17 protein-coding genes are annotated in these 19,330 nt (G+C 52.4%); 4 read left to right on the top strand and 13 right to left on the bottom strand.

Annotation, left to right across the window (positions count from 1 at the left end; translation table 11 throughout):
- Positions 1–10: 10 nt before the first annotated feature.
- Together ACYVC2_RS13785 and ACYVC2_RS13780 are read left to right on the top strand one after the other, a co-directional pair.
- Positions 11–2,380, top strand: coding sequence for an ABC transporter permease (locus ACYVC2_RS13785; RefSeq protein WP_461103014.1), 2,370 nt, complete (start codon positions 11–13; stop codon positions 2,378–2,380).
- 137 nt (positions 2,381–2,517) lie between these two features.
- The gene (locus tag ACYVC2_RS13780; protein WP_461103013.1) at positions 2,518–3,309 is read left to right on the top strand and encodes an MBL fold metallo-hydrolase; all 792 of its coding nucleotides are present in this window, start codon (positions 2,518–2,520) and stop codon (positions 3,307–3,309) included.
- A gap of 32 nt (positions 3,310–3,341) precedes the next feature.
- Here ACYVC2_RS13780 and ACYVC2_RS13775 read toward each other — a convergent pair whose 3' ends face one another.
- From ACYVC2_RS13775 to apaG, 3 genes are all read right to left on the bottom strand, one after another.
- Complete coding sequence (locus ACYVC2_RS13775; RefSeq protein ID WP_461103012.1) at positions 3,342–4,709, bottom strand: monooxygenase; 1,368 nt, start codon at positions 4,707–4,709, stop codon at positions 3,342–3,344.
- A gap of 57 nt (positions 4,710–4,766) precedes the next feature.
- Positions 4,767–5,546, bottom strand: coding sequence for an O-methyltransferase (locus tag ACYVC2_RS13770; RefSeq protein WP_461103011.1), 780 nt, complete (start codon positions 5,544–5,546; stop codon positions 4,767–4,769).
- Between the two features lie 80 nt (positions 5,547–5,626).
- On the bottom strand, positions 5,627–6,013 hold the full coding sequence (apaG, locus tag ACYVC2_RS13765) for a Co2+/Mg2+ efflux protein ApaG (protein WP_461103010.1): 387 nt from the start codon (positions 6,011–6,013) through the stop codon (positions 5,627–5,629).
- A gap of 145 nt (positions 6,014–6,158) precedes the next feature.
- On the opposite strand from apaG, the gene ung reads away from it, so the two are divergent.
- Positions 6,159–6,824 carry a uracil-DNA glycosylase gene (gene ung / locus ACYVC2_RS13760; RefSeq protein ID WP_461103009.1) on the top strand — a complete coding sequence of 222 codons (666 nt, stop codon included), beginning with the start codon at positions 6,159–6,161 and terminating at the stop codon, positions 6,822–6,824.
- A gap of 81 nt (positions 6,825–6,905) precedes the next feature.
- Here the strand turns inward: ung and lepB are convergent, their stop codons facing one another.
- The 10 genes from lepB to kdpB form a co-directional block, all read right to left on the bottom strand.
- A complete protein-coding gene (gene lepB / locus ACYVC2_RS13755; protein WP_461103008.1) occupies positions 6,906–8,078 on the bottom strand; it encodes a signal peptidase I in 1,173 nt (390 codons plus the stop codon).
- A gap of 123 nt (positions 8,079–8,201) precedes the next feature.
- Positions 8,202–8,942 carry a 4-hydroxy-tetrahydrodipicolinate reductase gene (gene dapB, locus ACYVC2_RS13750; protein ID WP_461103006.1) on the bottom strand — a complete coding sequence of 247 codons (741 nt, stop codon included), beginning with the start codon at positions 8,940–8,942 and terminating at the stop codon, positions 8,202–8,204.
- 77 nt (positions 8,943–9,019) lie between these two features.
- Positions 9,020–9,832, bottom strand: a complete 813-nt coding sequence (locus tag ACYVC2_RS13745; protein WP_461107129.1) for a DUF5683 domain-containing protein — start codon at positions 9,830–9,832, stop codon at positions 9,020–9,022.
- 68 nt (positions 9,833–9,900) lie between these two features.
- Entirely contained in the window at positions 9,901–10,821 is a 921-nt protein-coding gene (locus ACYVC2_RS13740) for a ParB/RepB/Spo0J family partition protein (protein ID WP_461103005.1), read from the bottom strand.
- Positions 10,822–10,883: 62 nt separating this feature from the next.
- On the bottom strand, positions 10,884–11,666 hold the full coding sequence (locus ACYVC2_RS13735) for a ParA family protein (RefSeq protein ID WP_461103004.1): 783 nt from the start codon (positions 11,664–11,666) through the stop codon (positions 10,884–10,886).
- Between the two features lie 336 nt (positions 11,667–12,002).
- Complete coding sequence (locus tag ACYVC2_RS13730) at positions 12,003–13,808, bottom strand: sensor histidine kinase (protein ID WP_461103003.1); 1,806 nt, start codon at positions 13,806–13,808, stop codon at positions 12,003–12,005.
- A gap of 2 nt (positions 13,809–13,810) precedes the next feature.
- Entirely contained in the window at positions 13,811–14,941 is a 1,131-nt protein-coding gene (locus ACYVC2_RS13725; RefSeq protein ID WP_461103002.1) for a sensor protein KdpD, read from the bottom strand.
- Positions 14,942–14,953: 12 nt separating this feature from the next.
- The gene (locus ACYVC2_RS13720) at positions 14,954–16,096 is read right to left on the bottom strand and encodes a porin (RefSeq protein ID WP_461103001.1); all 1,143 of its coding nucleotides are present in this window, start codon (positions 16,094–16,096) and stop codon (positions 14,954–14,956) included.
- A 96-nt stretch (positions 16,097–16,192) separates the two neighbouring features.
- Positions 16,193–16,753: a K(+)-transporting ATPase subunit C gene (locus ACYVC2_RS13715; RefSeq protein ID WP_461103000.1), complete on the bottom strand. Its 561-nt coding sequence runs from the start codon at positions 16,751–16,753 to the stop codon at positions 16,193–16,195.
- Between the two features lie 83 nt (positions 16,754–16,836).
- On the bottom strand, positions 16,837–18,972 hold the full coding sequence (kdpB, locus tag ACYVC2_RS13710) for a potassium-transporting ATPase subunit KdpB (protein ID WP_461102999.1): 2,136 nt from the start codon (positions 18,970–18,972) through the stop codon (positions 16,837–16,839).
- A gap of 33 nt (positions 18,973–19,005) precedes the next feature.
- On the opposite strand from kdpB, the gene ACYVC2_RS13705 reads away from it, so the two are divergent.
- The gene (locus ACYVC2_RS13705) at positions 19,006–19,302 is read left to right on the top strand and encodes a hypothetical protein (protein WP_461102998.1); all 297 of its coding nucleotides are present in this window, start codon (positions 19,006–19,008) and stop codon (positions 19,300–19,302) included.
- The last annotated feature ends 28 nt before the right edge of the window (positions 19,303–19,330 follow it).

Raw genomic sequence — 19,330 nt, 5'->3', positions numbered from 1 at the left:
CTACCCACTTATGCTACGCAACTACTTCAAAATTGCCTGGAGAAACATCTGGAAAAACAAAACGTTCTCCTTCATCAACATCCTGGGCCTGGCGCTGGGCATGGCCTGTAGTCTTTCGATCATGGTCTGGGTTCAGGACGAGCTGCGGATGGACCGGTTCCATTCGAACGACAGTCGCCTGTATCGGGTGATGGAAAACCAGCACTACACAGGCGTTGTCAACACGTTTGCCTCGACGCCGGGTGTTTTGGCCGAAAATATCGTTAAAGATTTTCCTGAGATTCAGATGGCCAGCCAGATGCTGTGGGAGGAGCGGCCGCTGTTTACGGTCGGCAACACCTTTGAGAAAGAGAAGGGTCGGTACGTGCAGGGCGATTTTCTGACGATGTTCTCGTTTCCGCTCAGGGAAGGCGATCCTCGCACGGCGCTCAAACGACCCGACGGGCTGGTTATTTCGCAGAAACTGGCCGATAAGTACTTCAAGGGGCAGAATCCAATCGGCAAAACCGTCCGGATCGACAATAAAGACGACGTGATGGTTACAGGTATTCTGGCCGACATTCCGGAGGCTTCTTCGCTGAAGTTCGACTTCCTGATGAACTACGACCGCTGGCAAAAAGCCAATAAGTGGGCAAAAGAATGGAGTAACAATGGACCGCGCTGCTATGTGCTGCTGGCTCCGAACGTGTCCGTCGATAAGGTCAATGCCAAAATCAAAAATTACGTCAAAACCAAGAACAAAGACAGCAACGTCGAGCTTTTTCTGCAGAACTACGGCGAATCGTACCTCTACTCGAACTGGGATGCGGGCAAACAGAACGGCGGCCGGATCGAGTACGTGCGGATTTTCTCCATCGTCGCCATTTTTATTCTGGCCATTGCCTGCATCAACTTCATGAATCTGGCCACGGCCCGTTCCGTCAAACGGGCCAGGGAAGTAGGGGTCCGCAAAGTGGTGGGCGCTTACCGAAACAGCCTGATGGGGCAGTTTCTCGGTGAGTCGATGCTGATTACGCTATTATCGCTGGTGTTTTCGGTGCTGATTGTTCTACTCATTCTGCCGGTCTTCAATTCGCTGACCGACAAGCACCTTTCCCTCGACTTTTCCAATCCTACCTTCCTGCTTTTATTGGTGGCTCTGGCCACTCTCACCGGACTGGTGTCGGGAAGTTATCCGGCGCTGTTCATGTCGTCGCTCGACCCGATTGTTATTCTCAAAGGGGGGCTACGGTTTAAAGCAAGCGCTACCTTTTTTCGCAAAGGATTGGTGGTATTACAGTTCGGTTTATCGATCATGCTGATTCTGGGCACGATTGTCGTATACCGACAGATTCAGTTTATTCAAACCAAAAATCTCGGTTATCAGCGTGAGAATTTGCTTTATCTGCCCCTGGAAGGCGATTTACAGAAAAACTTTCAGGCATTCCGGCAGGAACTGGAAAAGAAGCCGGGCATCAGGTCGGTCACCTGCGCCCAGTCCGACCCACTCGAAGTGGGCAGCTCGACTCAGGGAGTAAAGTGGCCTGGCAAGGACACGACCCAGCTCATGCTTTTCAGCCAGAACGCCATCTCATACGATTATATCAAAACGATGGGAATCAGGCTGCTCGACGGTCGCGATTTTTCGCCCGAATTCAGTACCGATACGAGCAATTATCTGATCAACGAAGCCTCAGCCCGGAAAATGGGCTATAAAGATCCGGTCGGCAAGGAAATGACCATGTGGAACAAAAAAGGGAAGATCATCGGCCTGATGAAAGACTTCCACTATAACTCGCTTCACAACGCCATCGAACCCCTGATTCTGCATTTGCAGCGTGGCATCAGCGATACGACCAACAACTGGGGGTCGATTCTGGTACGAACGCAGGCCGGGCAGACCAAACAGGCCGTAGCGAGTATGGAAGAGGTCTTTAAAAAGTTTAATCCCCGCTTCCCGTTCAAGTATAATTTTACCGATCAGGAATTCGCAAACCTGTACAAAGCCGAAAATACGGTCAGCAAATTATCCAGCTACTTCGCCTTTCTGGCCATTTTCATCAGCTGTCTGGGCTTGTTTGGCTTAGCCGCCTTTACCGCCGAACAGCGCACCAAAGAGATCGGTATCCGGAAGGTGCTGGGGGCCAGCGTTACCAATCTGGTGGGTATGCTTTCGAAAGAGTTTATTCAACTGGTGTTGCTGGCAGCTCTCATCGCCTTTCCGCTGGGCTGGTATTTTCTGAGTGGCTGGCTCGAAAAATACGCTTACCGCATCGATCTGGCCTGGTGGCATTTTTGTGTAGCGCTGATCGTGGCCGTGCTGATCGCCCTGTTCACGGTTAGTTTCCAGAGTATCAAAGCCGCGCTGATGAATCCCGTGAAAAGCCTCCGAACGGAGTAGTGGCAGAGGGGGAAGGGCATGGGGCATAGGGGGAAGGGTAAAGGGGTAAGGAAATCATCCCTCTGCCCTTACCCCTTACCCCTTTACCCTTCCCCCTATGCCAATATATCCCGGAAAAAGCCGTTTCTTTGTATACTATGTCTTTGTTTATTACCTCCCTGAATTCGGGCAGCAACGGCAACTGCTATTACGTGGGCAATGAGCACGAAGCAGTATTGATCGACGCGGGTCTTTCCTGCCGCCAGACCGAAACGCGTATGCTGCGGCTGGGTCTCTCGCTCCGGAATGTAAAAGCCATTTTCGTCTCCCATGAGCATTCCGACCATATCGTCGGGATTCCACAGCTGGCCAAAAAATATCAGTTGCCCGTCTTTATCACCCCAGGAACCTTACAAAATACAAGACTACCGTTGCGCGACTTCCCCCTTCGTCCGCTGCGAGGCTACGAACCCGTATTGATTGGCGATCTTAGCGTTACAGCTTTTCCGAAGCTGCACGACGCTTCCGATCCGCATAGCTTTCTGATTACCTACGGCGATACCAACGTGGGCGTATTTACTGACATCGGAGCCCCCTGCGAGCACGTCATTCATCATTTTCGGCAATGCCACGCGGCCTTTCTGGAAGCCAATTACGACGAGGATATGCTGGAGAATGGCCGGTATCCGTACGTGCTGAAGCGACGAATTCGTGGTGGTAAGGGTCACCTCTCGAACCAACAGGCGCTGGAACTCTTCCGGACGCATAAGCCTTCGTTCATGAGTCACGTGCTGCTGTCGCACTTATCGAAAGACAATAATTCGCCGGTAGTAGCCCACGATTTATTTAGGCCGCACATGGGCAATACGAAAGTTATTGTAGCCTCCCGCTTTGCCGAAACGCCTGTTTTTATGATCCGTGCCACAAACGAACAGCTGCAAGCCATATAACGCTGGTTTCTGCTCACGTTTTGCCCCTGAGCCTACTGCTCGTAGTAGTAGCCGAAAATAATTCCCATCTCGTCGTCGCTCGTCAGGCCAAAGTTGACTGTTTTGCCGGTGGTATTGTTGTAGGTTATTTCGGAGATAAGCCCCTCTCCTTTCTGAAGCACCAGTGGCGTTTTTAGGGTAATGATGTCAGGGTGCTCCCAATCCGTAGACGTATAGACCACTTCGCCATTGCGGCTCCCTCCACTGATTTTAATGACGAATTTCTCCCCCAGCTTATGCATGTGGGAGGTCAATGTCAGGATCGTACGGGGCCTGGCAAAGGTAAACGACTTGGTCAGGGTCACCCGCTGACCGGCCGGAATGGTTAAGCTCGTGTTACTCAAATCCAGCGTCTGCACTACAATCTTCACCTTCGACTTATCGATGGTATACAGGTTGATCTGTGCTTCGCCCTTCATGACCGACGTGGTTTTGTTAACGAAGTGTGAGTTCAAATCCAGCGAGGCCCCCGCCGGAATCAACAATGCGGCTCCTTCGGGAAACGTATAATCCTGGTAGGGCGCCTGGGAACCAGCCAGATAGACGTGGTTAGACATGGTAACCGCCGTTGCCAGGTTAAGGGAATTGTCTGAGTTGCGCAGATCGCGAATATCGTTCAGGTTCGGCAATAACGACTGGCTCCTGAAATCGTAGGCCACAAAATGGTGGCTCCCGCTCCGCATCTTGGTTTCGTACCGGTTCACGTACACGTCCTGCGAGTTTCCGACCAGTTTCCGGGTAAACAGCTCCCGCTCGAAGTTGGGCTGGATATCGAACACAGGCACTTCCATCTGATACCCTGTACCAGCCGCTGGAGTAGGCAGTGGTTCGTAGGCTATCGTCGTGGTGGTCTTGTCGTTGATCAGGGTTGTGTCCGGTACAGTCTTGCCTGTTTGCTGCGCGCCAGCCTCAATCCACCGCCGGACGAACTCGATCTGGCCGGCGGGCAGCAATTGACCGCCTAACGGCATCGGGTTTCCGTACGACTGTCCGGTATGGTGGCTAACCGAATTGTTCAGCTTGTAATAAAGCAGACTTTCCAGATAGGAATACGGCGTAACTCGTTTGATGCCGTCAGATATAGCCGCACTATTTCTGGGGGTGACGTTCACCAGGTTCTGATACGCCACACCCGCAGCCAGCACCAGACCGTGCTGCGCAAACGTCGCGTCTTTTTCCGACGCATGACAACCCGATACCGCGCAGGAGGGCGTAAATATTTTTTGCTGAATCAGATCAAACGTAGCGGTTCCGGTGGGCGAGGGGGATTCGTTATTCGAGCCCATGCAGGAAACCAGGTTCATCAGTAAGGCAAAAATCGCAAAACTCAGCACTAACCGGGTAAATATCAGGACGTTCATGCGCGGCTGTTTGAAAAAAAAGCGTACGAAAGATAACGTTATTTCCCCATCTTTTCGTCAGAATCGGAGAATGAAGTGCTGCTCAGGCTGCTCCTGACGGAAGAAGACCAGCCCGACCCAAAACAGGTCGATCGTAACAGTAACCGCAGGATGCGCCTGGATATAGGCCCACGCCTGTTCCATCTCCTCCGACCAGTGGATATCGTCGAAGACGAAGACCGTATCGTTATGAACCCTGGTCAGGCAGGTCTCGAAATAGCGTACGGTTGGCTCATAGCGATGGTTTGCATCGAAAAAAACAAAATCCAGCGAGTCATACGACGCAATCGAGGGAGCCAGCGTTTCATCGAGATTTCCGGTAACGATCCGGATGTTTTCCAGTTGCAGCCGGTCGAAGTTCTGCCGGGCAATGGCTGCGGTTTCCGGGCAGCCTTCGAATGTCAGGACCTGCCCATGGTGGGATTTGGTCGCTTCGGCCAGATAAGCCGTCGTCATACCCAGCGACGTGCCTAAATCGACGACTGTTTTGGCCTGAAAGCGTTGAATAAGCCGGAACAATAACCGGCCGAAACGGGCGGGCTTCTGAGAATGGCGCGCAATATCGCCGACCGTACGCTGTCGGGAAGCATTGATTTTAGAGCCAGCGCCCAGATCCGTTACCTGAACCGCCTGTTGGCTTCGTCGGAGTTCTTTTCGCAAGGTCTGAACAGCTCTGAACTGACCCCCGGAACCGTTTTTTACCCGGATAACCTGGGTGTATAACGAAAAAAGAAAAGGAGAGTGAAGCGAATGCTCGTCGCGGGCGCGACTTAAATACCGAAAATAAGCGGCAATCAAAATGCAGGCTGGTTCCCGAGAAATGTATACCGAATGTCAGACAGGTCAATCATTCGCCATTATACATTTTTCATTATTCATTAATTCAATTTATACGGTACGATCATGGTAAACTCCGGAATCGTCACCCGAACCTGCTTGCCATCGATAATCCGCTCGACAAGGTAGGTACCGGCCATTTTTCCGATGCTGGACCGCAGGTTGCAACCCGAAACGTATTCATGCACTTCGCCCGGTTCGAGTACGGGCTGAAGCCCGACGACGCCTTCGCCCTCAACCTCACGCACGGTGCCGTTCGAGTCGTAGATCAACCAATGGCGCCGGAGCAACTGAATGGTATAGTCGCTGGCATTCTCGATCGTGATGCGGTAGGTAAACACATAATGTGCTTGCAGCGGGCTGGAGTAATCCGACTGATACTCCGTTTTTACGCTAACTTTCACGCCTTCTGTGACTGACGAAACCATAAATTTAGTACCGTTTGCAACCTTACAACGAAAATTAAGTTGATTAGTTTTGTTACGCAAGACCCGCTTCTAAAAAATTTTCAAGGAGCGGTTTCCGGCGTTTGTAGGCCTATAATCCCGAATCATCTTTATCAGTTCCTTATCCATGAATGTATCTATTGCCGAATCGTGGCAAACCCGCCTGCAATCTGAATTTGACAAACCTTATTTTAAAGAACTGGCCCAGTTTCTACGCCAGGAATACAGCACACAGCGAGTTTTTCCGCCCGGGCGCCTGATTTTCAACGCCTTTAATCAATGTGCTTTCGACGACACGCGGGTCGTTATTCTTGGGCAGGATCCTTATCATGGCGAAGGTCAGGCAAATGGACTGGCTTTCTCGGTAGCCGACGGAATCACAAAGCCGCCTTCGCTGGTCAATATCTTCAAAGAGATTCAGGACGACTTAGGCAAACCCGTTCCTAAATCCGGAAACCTCGAACGCTGGGCGCGCCAGGGGGTGATGCTCCTGAACGCAACCCTGACGGTTCGGGCTGGTCAGGCGGGGTCGCATCAGGGCAAAGGGTGGGAAACCTTTACGGATGCAGTCGTTAAGCTGATATCAGAGGAGAAAAAGCATATCGTCTTTATGCTCTGGGGCGCTTATGCCCAAAAAAAGGGAGCCATAATCGACGGCAAAAAGCATTTGATTCTGAAAGCCAAACACCCTTCGCCCATGGCCGCACAGTGGGGCGGCTGGTTTGGCAATAAGCATTTCAGCCAGGCCAATGCCTATCTGGAAAGTAAAGGGTTACCCCCGATTGAGTGGTAACATGGCAAAGGCCATGGGGGTAAGGATAGAGGCTCGATTATGGAACGAACCCTCTACCCTTACCCCCATGGCCTTTATCACTTAGTCGATCGTCCGAAACAGGCGGTTCCAGCGAATTTTATTCCAGGCGTTGGCTGGATTGGGGTCGAGCGACATCCAGACGAACACGGCTTTCCCAACGATGTGATCTTCCGGAACAAACCCCCAGAAGCGCGAGTCGAGCGAGTTATCGCGGTTGTCGCCCATCATAAAATAGTAATCCTGTTTGAAGGTGTACGAGGTAATGGGCTGCCCGCCTATTTTGATCGTTGCCGGCGTTACTTCTACCTTCTCGTTGCCTTCGTAAAGCTCGATGACGGGTCCGTACAGCGCGATCGTTTGCGGATTCAGTTGAATAGTGGCTCCTTTCTTCGGAACGGTAAGCGGACCGAAATTATCGTGGTTCCACTTGAGAGTCGGCGCACCATAAACGCGTGGATCAGCTTCGCCCGGTTTGTCGGCCATAGGCTCGATGCTTTTCACCCAGTCAAACGTTTTGAATTTGGCAATGACTTCTTCCGTCGTGTTCACCATATAGCCAACCATCGCCGACGCTTTGGTCGAGTCGTTGTACTGCTCCAGCGGTTTCCAGTTTTCGGTGGGCTGGCTGGGATCGCGGTAGTCGTTGACAATGTCGTATCGACGGAAGAAACTGGCATCCAGCACCTCGCTTGTTTTGATGAAATACTTCTGCTCGGAGCGGGGCGGCTTGGGAAACGGCTTGCCATTGACGATCACCTCCCGCTGCCGAACCTCCAGCACATCGCCCGGAATGCCAATGCACCGCTTGATGTAATTGGTCTTCAGATCGACCGGGTAATCGATGTTGTCGTTCAGGTATTTGGGCGGCACGTTAAAAACGACGACGTCGCCGTTTTTAACGTGCGTAAATCCCGGTAGCCGATACGATGGCAGTTGAATGGCGGTGCTGTAGGAAGGAATATTGGTACCCCAGATTTTCTGGTGTGTCAACGGAACCTGCAAGGGCGTCCGGGGTGTCCGGGTTCCGTAATGCAGCTTGCTGACGAACAGAAAATCGCCGACCATCAGGCTGTTTTCCATCGACGGGGTTGGAATCGTAAACGCTTCCATAAACAGCCACCGGATGAGCGTAGCGGCCACGACCGCGAATAATACCGAATCGAACCACTCGCGGAGAGCCGATTTTTTTGCTTTAGCCGGTTTGGCTTCAGTCCTGATTTTTACTTCAGACATGTTTACTAGTGATGAATTATGACGGAGCCGCCCGTGCGGTATAAATTAGGGTTCAGTACCGGTAGAGATAATAAATATGAAACGAAAATACGCTGGTTTGCGCAAACGCTTATCATGCATCGGTTATAATTTATCATTTCCCAGCAGGTCGTCCATGCCGAATACCCCTTCCCGCCCTACGATCCATTCGGCAGCGACTACGGCTCCCAGCGCAAATCCCTGGCGGCTGTGTGCTACGTGTTTAATCTCGATTCGGTCTACTTCCGAGTCGTAGCGAACGGTATGTGTTCCTGGCACGGTCCCTTCCCGCAACGATTCGATTTCGACCGCGTCGGTCGAGTCGATACGGGCAGAATCGGCCTCCCGGCTTACCCAGCGATGCTTCATTGGCAGGTGTTGCATAACCCCTTCGGCGAGTGTTATGGCGGTGCCACTGGGCGCATCCTTCTTTTCAGTATGATGAATTTCAGTCATCGACACCTGATACGATGGATAGTCCCGCATGAATCTGGCCAGTACTTTGTTTAATCGAAAAAACAGATTGACCCCAATGCTGTAATTCGACGCGTAGAAAAAAGCGCCTTTCCGATCGCGGCATAAGGTTTCAATTTCACCCCGGTGGCTGAGCCATCCTGTAGTCCCGCAGATAACTGGCCAGCCGCGTTCTAAGCAGTATGTGATGTTTTGTACAGCGGACTCAGGAGAGCTGAATTCGATGACCACATCGACGTCACCCGTTTCGAGGTTGGTTACATCGGCGTAATTGTCGGCGTCGATGCGCCCCGCAATCTGATGGCCCCGGTCGAGCGCAATTTGCTCGATGGTCTTCCCCATTTTACCGTAGCCAAAAAGAAGAATATTCATAAGTCATTAATGGATAATGAATAATGTAAAATGAATAACAGTATCAGCGCCATTTTACATTTTCCACTTTACATTATTCATTTAAACGTAAAGGCTACCCGGACGCCCGGCGCCATACCCGTTCCTGGCATGGGCAGAACGCTGGGCTCGACGCGCATTGAAATGTCGTCCGTTAAATCAAAGGTCTTCAGGTGGGCTGCTACGTTGGCCTCGACAATATTCAGTGCCCACAAGGCCGCCGATAGCAAAATATTCAGATCTCGATAGCGCCGGTAGGTATCGTACGCATTTTTCGCCGTCGCCACCTGATACACCTGATACCCATCGATGAGAACATAATCGGGTTTTACCGATGGGGTTATGATATAGCCGGTCAGGTTACCAGGATAACTGTCATCTAAACTAACTGTATTTGTGCCAGCAATTTTATCGCCGTACAGCAACCGACGATACCCTTCTTCTGCCTGACTGGCGAGGCCCCGGTATTTGACGAACAAGTAGCCCATCACACCAAAACCGGCATAAATAAACGGAATTTTATAATACTGCCGGTTGTAGGCCTGACCCATACCGGGCACCATCAGCGATCGCAGGGTCGCCTGCCGGGGGATTATTTTATGAATCTGGGTTTCCTGCCGGGCCGTCACCCGAACGGTATCTGGTTGGTCCAGCGTGGTTTCGGTATCGGGCGTCAGTACAGACGTACCTACCCGAATGCCGTTTCGCTGTACGGCTGGAGGAATAGTATCGGCAGCCGCACTTCGCTGCCTGGTCGAATCGATGGCTGCGGGCGTTGGGGCGGGCACAATGGCCGGGCGCTGGGCAAAGAGCAATCGGACAGGGGCCAGAAACAGCAGGGCAGCGATGACTAAGACAGAAAGCGGTTGCATGCACAGACAACGTCCGAGATGCGCCCATTTCGCCCGTTCGTTCACCTTTTTAAGGTAATTTAACACGGTTATGCCTGGGAGTTCAGCACCTCCAGAATCTTGGTCAACTCTTCCTGCGAGGTAAACGGTATTTTAATTTCACCCTTGTGCTTTTCGTCAGCTTTTATCGAAACGCGTGTTCCGAATAACGACGACAGCTTAAACTGCAGGCTGCGCATTTCCTGCTTGGGTAAGGTTACCCGCCGGGTGGTGGCCGATTCGTGCGTTTCGTCGGACAGGTTCCGAACGGCTTCTTCAACTTTGCGTACCGACCACTCTTCGTCGACAGCTTTCGTGAACAACCGGATTTGCGTATCCGGGTTTTCGATGTTGATGATAGCCCGGGCATGTCCCATCGAAATTTTGTTGTCGCGCAGCGAAGCCTGAATGACCGGTGGCAGCTTCAAAAGTCGGATGTAGTTATTGACCGTCGTACGGTTTTTGCCGACACGTTCGCCCAGTTCTTCCTGCTTCAGGCTGCATTCGGTGATGAGCCGCTGGTAGCTAAGGGCAATTTCGATGGCATTCAGGTTTTCGCGCTGAATGTTCTCGATCAGGGCCATTTCCAGCATCTGCTGGTCGTTGGCCGTACGGACATACGCCGGGATGTGCGTCAACCCCGCTATTTTCGACGCCTGCAAACGACGTTCACCAGCAATAAGCTGATAGCGATCTTTGCCGAGCTGACGAACCGTAATAGGCTGGATGATTCCCTGCGTCCGAATGGAATCCGCCAGTTCCTGAAGCGCTTCTTCGTCGAAGCGGGTCCGTGGCTGAAACGGGTTGGTTTCAATCAGGGCCAGGCCAATTTCGGTCATCGTGCTGATAGACTCGAAAGGCGATGGTTTTGACTGGCGATTGACCGATTCGCTATCATGCAACAAGGCACCTAAGCCGCGGCCCAATCCTATCATCTTCTTATTCGGTGCTTTGGTGTTTGCGTTGTCCATACCTGTAATGCGGGTGGAAACCCGCTATGTTGGTAGAAATTACGGGTTTCCACCCGCATTACTTAAACTTCATGCGGCATCATGCCATTCTTAATCAGAATTTCGCGGGCCAGATTCAGGTAGCTGACGGCCCCTTTGCTATCAGCGTCCTGCGCCAGCGCGGGCACACCAAAGCTGGGCGATTCGCTTAATCGGATGTTGCGCGGAATGATCGTGTTAAAGACCATCTGCTGAAAATGACTGGTCACTTCCCCAACGACCTGGTTCGACAGGCGAACCCGAAGGTCATACATGGTTAGTAAAATACCCTCGATAGCCAGGTGCGTGTTGAGCCGCGACTGAATGATCTTGATGGTATTGAGCAGCTTACCGAGCCCTTCCAGCGCAAAATATTCGCACTGTACCGGAATAATCACCGAATCGGCAGCGGTCAGGCTGTTGATGGTAATCAGGCCAAGCGAGGGCGAGCAGTCGATGATAATGAAGTCGTACTCGTCGCGCAGGCTGTCGAGTGTGTCCTTCATTTTGTCCTCCCGATTCTGGAGGTTGATCATCTCAATTTCAGCCCCTACCAGATCGATATGCGAAGGCAGTAAATCCAGGTTCGGAAAATCCGTCTGGATAATTGCATCGTGCGGACGTACGCCCTCCACCATACATTCGTAAATGCTGTTCTCAATTTCTTTCGGATTGTAGCCTAACCCTGACGTGGAATTCGCCTGCGGATCAGCGTCAACAATGAGCGTCTGAAATTCAAGGGCGGCCAGACTGGCGGCCAGATTAATCGTTGTCGTAGTTTTACCGACGCCCCCCTTTTGGTTGGCGATAGCAATGACTTTACCCATGGGTCTGTGCGTTGCAGTCTCAAATATGCCGGATAGTTTTCACGAATCCAAGTAATGTTCCACGGAATGTTTCACAAAAAAATAGTCACCGAACCATAATGGAGGATTTACCCGAATGATAAAAGAATCATTAGTTTTTCGTTTATGACTGGCCAGGTGTGCTCGAAAGTAGGTGAGTCTCACCCCCTAGCCTTCAGGAAACAGTAAACATGGCGGCCAGCGTTTTCACCTAATGCGGAAGCGCTGGCCGCCATGTTTTGTCAGGTATGCAGATGGGTCCGTATAATCGGTTTGTTATGACACGCTCCCAAAGCAAACTAAAATCGGCGGCACAGGTCAGGCAATTGCCAGCCTGAAATAAAAAGCGGCACCCGGCGCTACATCATCGTGCGTACCGATTTCGCCCCCCATCGACTGAATGAATTCCTTGGAGATAGCCAGTCCCAGACCTGTACCGCTGGGTTGACCAGTTGGGCCAGGAGCCCGAAAATACCGATCGAAAACGCGCTCCCGGTGTTCAGGCTGCAGACCGGGGCCGTAATCCCGAACGGTAAATTCGACTTGAGTGCCGACTGGCTGAACGCTTATATCGATGGAGGTATTGTCGGGGCTGTGCCGGACGGCGTTGGACAAAAAATTGATCAGCACCCAGGACGCTTTGTCCAGATCGGCTTTGACGAGCGGTACTACTTCCGGCAAGCTTACCTGGAAGCGAATCTGCTTCTGCCCAGCCGGCGTACGCAAAGCACTGGTAGCGATCTGAATAAGCTCATTGGCCGAAACAGCGTGAACCTGCAGTTGAATTTGCCCCGATTCGACCTGAGCCATGTTGGTTAGTTCGCCCGTAATTTTCAGCAGTCGCTCGGCATTGTCGCGCACGCTGCCGACGAGTTGCTGCTGTTCTTCATTCAACGCGCCAACCCGCTTGTCGAGCAGCAGCGTCAGGCTCATTTTAATGGCCGATATGGGCGTTTTCAATTCGTGCGAGACGGTCGCAATAAAATTGGTTTTTGCCAGATCCAGTTCTTTATAGGAGGTCACGTTCTGCAGAACAATTACGTACCCGGCCTGAACGGCCTGTTGTTCGCCGGTGGGTGTTACGTCTACGGACTGAATCTGCTTGGTAAAATAACTTTCTTTCCCTTTCGACCCCACTCCCAGCGGAGCCGGGTCGTAAATCTTGAGTAACGTCCCCGTAGTTTCCTTACCGTTCGTATGCACCGAAGCCAAATTGGCGTCCTCGACGGTCTCGAGCATGATTTCCTGAATCAGCGTACGCATCAGGTCATTGGTGGATGCAATGTCGGGGGCATATTTACCCACCAGCTGCGCAGCTTCGACCCCCAGCAGGCGGCTGGCAACCGGGTTAACGAACAGAATGAACCGCTTTTCGTCCAGACCGATAATCGCGTCGTTCATGATCTGGATCAGCGTATCGATCCGTTTTTTGGCAAACAGCACCCGCGCCAGATTCGAGTGTTCGTACTCATCCAGCTTTTGCGCCATCGAGTTGAAGGAGCGGGCCAGTTCGCCAAACTCATCGCTTGATCGGACATGCAGCCGTTCTTCGAAATTCCGGCTGGCAATCTGTTTGATACCCAGGGTTAGCTCGCGAACCGGATTGGCAATGTAGCTGGGAATATTGACTACGAACGAAAACACGATCAGGAAGCAGAAGGTCCCGACGAAAGCCAGCCAAAGCAGCGCATCTTTTGCCGTATCTTTTGCCGTGTCGCTTTTCCGCATAATTGCCTGCCGGTTCAGATCATCGACCGTCAACAGGTGCTGCCGAATCCGGCTGATTGTCAGTGAGTCGGCGGTTCCGCTCCGCAACCGGTTAAACTCCCGGCGCAGAGCCGTTACGGCTTCCCGCTCCCCTACTTCGGTAAGGTTGTGTTCTTCTTTCCGCAGGTTTTCGTCGAAGTCGGTCAGCGCGTCGTGGTCGGGTCTGCTCCGATAATTTATCGAGGCCAGCGCTTTCTGCATGTTGCTGGCCATCTCCAGAGAAATGTAGTTATCCTTCAGGATCGCCTGCGAATCGTCCGACAGACGGTTGAGGTAATAAGCGCTCATTCCGCCCAGCAGCAGCAGAATACTGAACAGAAAAACCAGGGATAGGGTGATTTTGGTTTTGAGCGTCATGACTACGAAAGGATAATCAGGTCGGTGTCCGATTCAGACAGTTTGGTCAGTAATTGATTGAACGCGTTGGTCCGCAAAATCACTTCCAGCAGCGTAAAGTGCGGCTTTCCGATACAGATGGTCGTGATGTTTCGTTTCTCGGCTTCGTCCACGATGCTCTTAAAAATACTGGTTCCTTTTACCTGAATCACTTCGGCACCCAGTTCGGTGGCTAGTTTCAGGTTGTTGATCAGGTGCCGCTGCACATCGAGCCGAATGCGGTCGGGCGCTTCGGCGGGCGTTTGCACATAAAGCACATACCAGCGCGATTTGTAATACGCAGCCAGGCGGGCCGTCTTGCGGATAACCCGGCGGGCCGTTTCGGCGTTGGCACTGATACTGGCCAGAAACCGCTCTGGCTTCATCTGCACTGTTACCGGAACGGTCGTTTCAATTTTCCGCTCGACGGCCGTCGCTACTTCGCGCAGGGCCAGCTCACGTAGCTGCAGAATTTTTTCGGACTGAAAAAAATTCTGCAGCGCCATCGCCACTTTCGCCTGCTCGTAGATTTTCCCTTCTTTCAGCCGGGTTATCAGTTCGTCGGCGGTCAAATCGATATTGACGACCTCATCGGCCAGGTGTAGCACCCGGTCTGGCACGCGCTCAGTCACATCGACTCCCGTAATCTCGTGTACTTCGTCGTACAGGCTTTCAATATGCTGGATATTGACGGCACTGATGACGTTGACGCCCGCGTCCAGAATCTCCAGCACATCCTGCCAGCGCTTCTCGTTTTTCGAACCCGGAATGTTCGTATGCGCCAACTCATCGACGATTACCAGTTCGGGGTGTCGGTTGATGATCCGTTGCACGTCCATTTCCTCCAGCTCCCGTCCTTTGTAAAACAGCTTCCGGCGCGGCAGCACGGGCAGTCCATCTACGAGGGCCTGAGTTTCGGCGCGATTATGGGTTTCAATGAATCCGATCGTCACATCGATGCCATTCTGCAACAGCCGGTGAGCTTCCTGCAACATCCGGTACGATTTCCCCACGCCCGCGCTCATGCCAATATAGATCTTAAACTTCCCCCGGCGCGACTCCTGGATAAGTCGCAGAAACTGTTCGGCAGATTGGTCGCGGTCCTCAGGTTGCATCGGTCAGAACGGTCAGAAACTGATGGCTAAACTGGTCGTCAGGGAAACGTTGGTTCGGGAAGAGGCTCCATTGCCAGCCACAAAAATAGCGTCCTTGCTGTCGTATAGTTTCCCTTCAATCCGAAAGAGCGCATTGGTCACGATTGCATAATCGTAATTCAACGAATACCCGACGGTTTGAAACCCGTTTGTGGTTCCCGTTCCAATGATCACCCCGTTTTTATCATCGTAGTATTCGACACGGGCAGCCACGAAACTCTTGTCGCTCGTGGCCAGCCGGGCAATGACCACGGGCGAGTACCAGACATAAGAACCACTACCCACCCGCTGATCGCTGTGGCTGTTCACGACGGGTTTGCGGTCGGCACCGATATCGAAACCCAGAATTACGCCCACTTTACCGGCCGGATTGATGATCGCGTACAGGTTATTGAAGAAACGCCCCTGCTTCAGCGAATCGGGCCGGTCGGAGCCAAGGAACGTACTCCAGTTCAGGATTAGATTCGGCGTCGGTTTAAATTGCACCTGCGTACTCAGCGATGGCCCGCTGTAGCCCGGCAGTTTGGCGATGCGCTGCCAGCCGTTCAGCGCCGACCCCAGCAGCGTCCATTTGCCATTCGGAGTGTTGTAAGTCAGCTTGGCACCCGCCAGATAATAGGGCGAATTTTCGGCCAGTATACTCCGGGTGAGTGTCCAGCAATCTTTCGAAACCGCACTTTCGAAACCAATGTGCGACGAGAAAATTCCCGCGTCGAGCCACAGATCATGGGTTTTACTGAGCCTGACTCCCACATTCGCTTCGAGCACGTGCTTCAGCAGTTCCTGCTCGGCTGCGTAGTTGTACTGGGCATACGTACCCGCCTGAATTGCCAGATTGGCCCGGACACGTTCACCGGCATAAGCAGCTTTCAGAAAAGCCAGATTGATGTTTACTTCCCGGTTTCGTTTGTGATTATAGAGAAATCCCGGCCGCTCCTGCGTCGTTTTCGGGGCCGTAAAATCGAGGGCATAATACGCTTCTACGTAACCGGATAGTACCAGGCCCGTCGGAGCAATCGTTGGCCTGGTACTAAGTGAATCTACCGTTTGAGCTATTAATGGAACGGAAGTAGCCAGCCACAGGGCAGTTAGTTTTATAGGAAGGTTAATTTTCATGACTATTTTGTTGTACTTATTTACTTCTCCCGCTTTGCTTTTTAGCACGAAGCTTTGCTAAAAGCGCGCTGCCAAACCTGCTCGTTGTCGTGAGCACTACAGCTTATCCAGGGCCATATTCAATTCCAGAACATTCACTTTTGCTGGACCGAACAGACCCAGCCAGGGGCCCTGGGTGTGCGCATCGACCAACTGGTTCAGGCGATCGGCGCTTTGGTTTCGGGCTTTGGCAATACGACCAATCTGAATTTTAGCCCCCGCTGGCGACAGATCGGGGTCTAAACCCGAGCCCGAGGCCGTTACCAACTCAACCGGAATGTCTTCTTTCCGAACCCTAGGGTTGTGCACCAGAAACGTATCGATCCGCGCCTGTACGGTTTTCAGATAATCGGTGTTCGTCGGTCCTTTGTTCGAGCCCGCCGACCCGGCCGCATTATAATCGACGGCCGATGGCCGACCGTTAAAATAACGATCTTGGGTGAATGCCTGGCCAATCAGTTTGTACCCGACCACTTTTCCGTTTACGATAACGGTTTCGCCTTTGCCCCCGCCGGGTGCCAGCCGGGCAATGCCAGCCACAACGAGCGGATACATAATGACTAATAAAACCAGCATGACGATAGTCAGTCGAATAGCGGGGCCAATGTGTGTTTTCATGATTGTAGCGCCGAGCCTCATGCTCGGCTGTTTTAAATTATTCTTGTGAACTGGGGCGATGCAGCCGGGTTGGAAGCCCGGTATTACACGAATAAGCCAACCAGGAGGTCGATCAGTTTAATGCCGACAAAGGGTGCGACGAGCCCACCAAAGCCGTAGATGAACAGATTCCGGCGGAGCAAGGCACTGGCGCCAATCGGCTTATATTCGACGCCCCGCAGCGCCAGCGGAATTAGGAGCGGGATAATGATTGCATTGAAAATCACGGCGGATAGAATAGCCGACTCCGGACTGTGCAGCCGCATCAGGTTGAGGCTTTGCAGAGCCGGAATACTGACGACAAACAGGGCCGGTACGATAGCGAAATATTTAGCAACGTCGTTGGCAATGCTGAAGGTGGTCAGGGTACCGCGGGTGATGAGCAATTGCTTCCCGATTTCCACCACCTCAATCAGCTTGGTCGGGTCGTTGTCCAGATCGACCATGTTACCGGCTTCCTTGGCGGCCTGTGTACCTGAGTTCATGGCGACCCCTACATCGGCCTGCGCCAGCGCAGGCGCATCGTTCGTACCGTCGCCCATCATGGCAACCAGTTTACCGCCCGTCTGCTCACGCCGGATGTAATTCATCTTGTCTTCGGGTTTGGCTTCGGCAATGAAATCATCGACGCCCGCTTTGCCCGCAATAAACTTAGCCGTCAACGGGTTATCGCCCGTTACCATCACGGTTTTCACGCCCATTTTCCGCAGCCGGTCGAAGCGCTCCGAAATACCGGGTTTAATGATATCCTGTAGCTCGATCACCCCCCGCACCTGCTCGTTTTCGGTCACGACCAGCGGTGTTCCGCCATTGGCCGCAATCTCTTTCGCTTTCGCATCCGTCTCGGTTGGAAACGGATTGCCCGCCTGTTCGACGATCGCCCGGATCGAATCGACAGCGCCCTTCCGAATCCGTAGCGATTCCCCCGGTTTAACTTGCCCATTCAGCGGCAGGTCGATGCCCGACGAGCGCGTTTCGGCGGTAAACTTTACAAAATGAATAGTGGATAATGGATAATGAAGGGTGGGCTGACTGCCTTCCAGTTGAAAATGAAACTGGTCATTATGCATTGTCCATTGTACATTATTCATTTTAGTTGCCAGTTCGACAATCGACTTACCCTCCGGGGTTTCGTCGGCCAGCGAACTCAGAGCCGACGCCCGGATCATGTCGGCCGATTTAATTCCCGGCGCGGCATAGAAATTGGTCGCTTTCCGGTTTCCAATAGTGATCGTACCGGTTTTATCCAGCAGCAATGTATCGACGTCGCCCGCGGTTTCGACCGCCCGGCCCGACTTGGCAATGACGTTGGCCCGAAGCGCCCGGTCCATCCCGGCGATACCGATTGCGGAGAGCAACCCCCCAATGGTTGTGGGAATCAGGCAGACGAACAACGAGATCAGGGCTGCGATGGTGATCGGCGTGTTGGCATAGTCGGCGAAGGGTTTGAGTGCTACGCAGACGATGATGAAAATGAGCGTAAAACCCGCCAGCAGGATTGTCAGAGCGATTTCATTCGGAGTTTTCTGTCGGGATGCTCCCTCAACCAGCGCAATCATTTTGTCCAGAAACGACTCGCCGGGTTGCGTCGTAACGACCACTTTGATGCGGTCCGACAGAACCTTCGTTCCACCCGTTACCGACGATTTATCTCCGCCCGCTTCGCGAATGACCGGTGCCGATTCGCCCGTAATGGCCGACTCGTCGATGGTCGCTAACCCTTCAATAATCTCGCCGTCGGACGGAATGATATCGCCCGGCTCGCAGACGAACACGTCGCCTTTTTTCAGTTGCGCCGACGAAATGGTTTGAATTTCGTCGAGTTTATAATTCCCGACCGGACGAATGACCTTGGCGGGTGTCTCCTGCCGGGTTTTCCGGAGCGACTCGGCCTGCGCCTTACCCCGCGCTTCGGCAATGGCTTCGGCAAAGTTGGCGAACAGGACGGTGAGCAGCAGAATCAGGGTGACAACGATATTGTACCCCAGGGACCCCTGGGTTGTATCGCCCGTGAAAGCGATATATCCGGTTACCAGGACCATGATCAGCGTACCGACTTCAACGGTAAACATGACCGGATTTTTGATCAGAATGGCTGGATTCAGTTTTGTAAACGACTCCCGAACCGCGGCCCCAACCAAGTCACGCTGAAACAGAGAGGTTGATGATTGCTTTGCCATTTTTGGTATCTTTGATAAAAAAGTAATTGGATTATGACGGTTGAACAGGCATCCTTAGAAAGCACTTTTCAGGAAATGGGCTATGCTTCAATGGCCGATTACGCTGTTCGAAAAGCGCGGGAAGAATTATTGCAGGAGCTTAAAACCAGTCTAAACGTGATTGAGCGGCTCGAAGCGAAGTACGGACTTTCGTACACGGATTTTGATAAGCAATTTCATACCTTAACGCAGTTTGGGCTTTTTGAACGAGAAGATGATATCATGGACTGGCGCGCAGAACTCGAAGTAGTCCGGGCCGTTGAGAAACGCCTGGCGCGATTAATTTCATGATGCACAGCTTTTCTGAATTTGGTAGTCC

This window comes from Spirosoma koreense, assembly GCF_054777875.1.
Note: the sequence above shows the minus strand (reverse complement) of the source record. Positions and strands in the feature narration are given on the sequence as shown.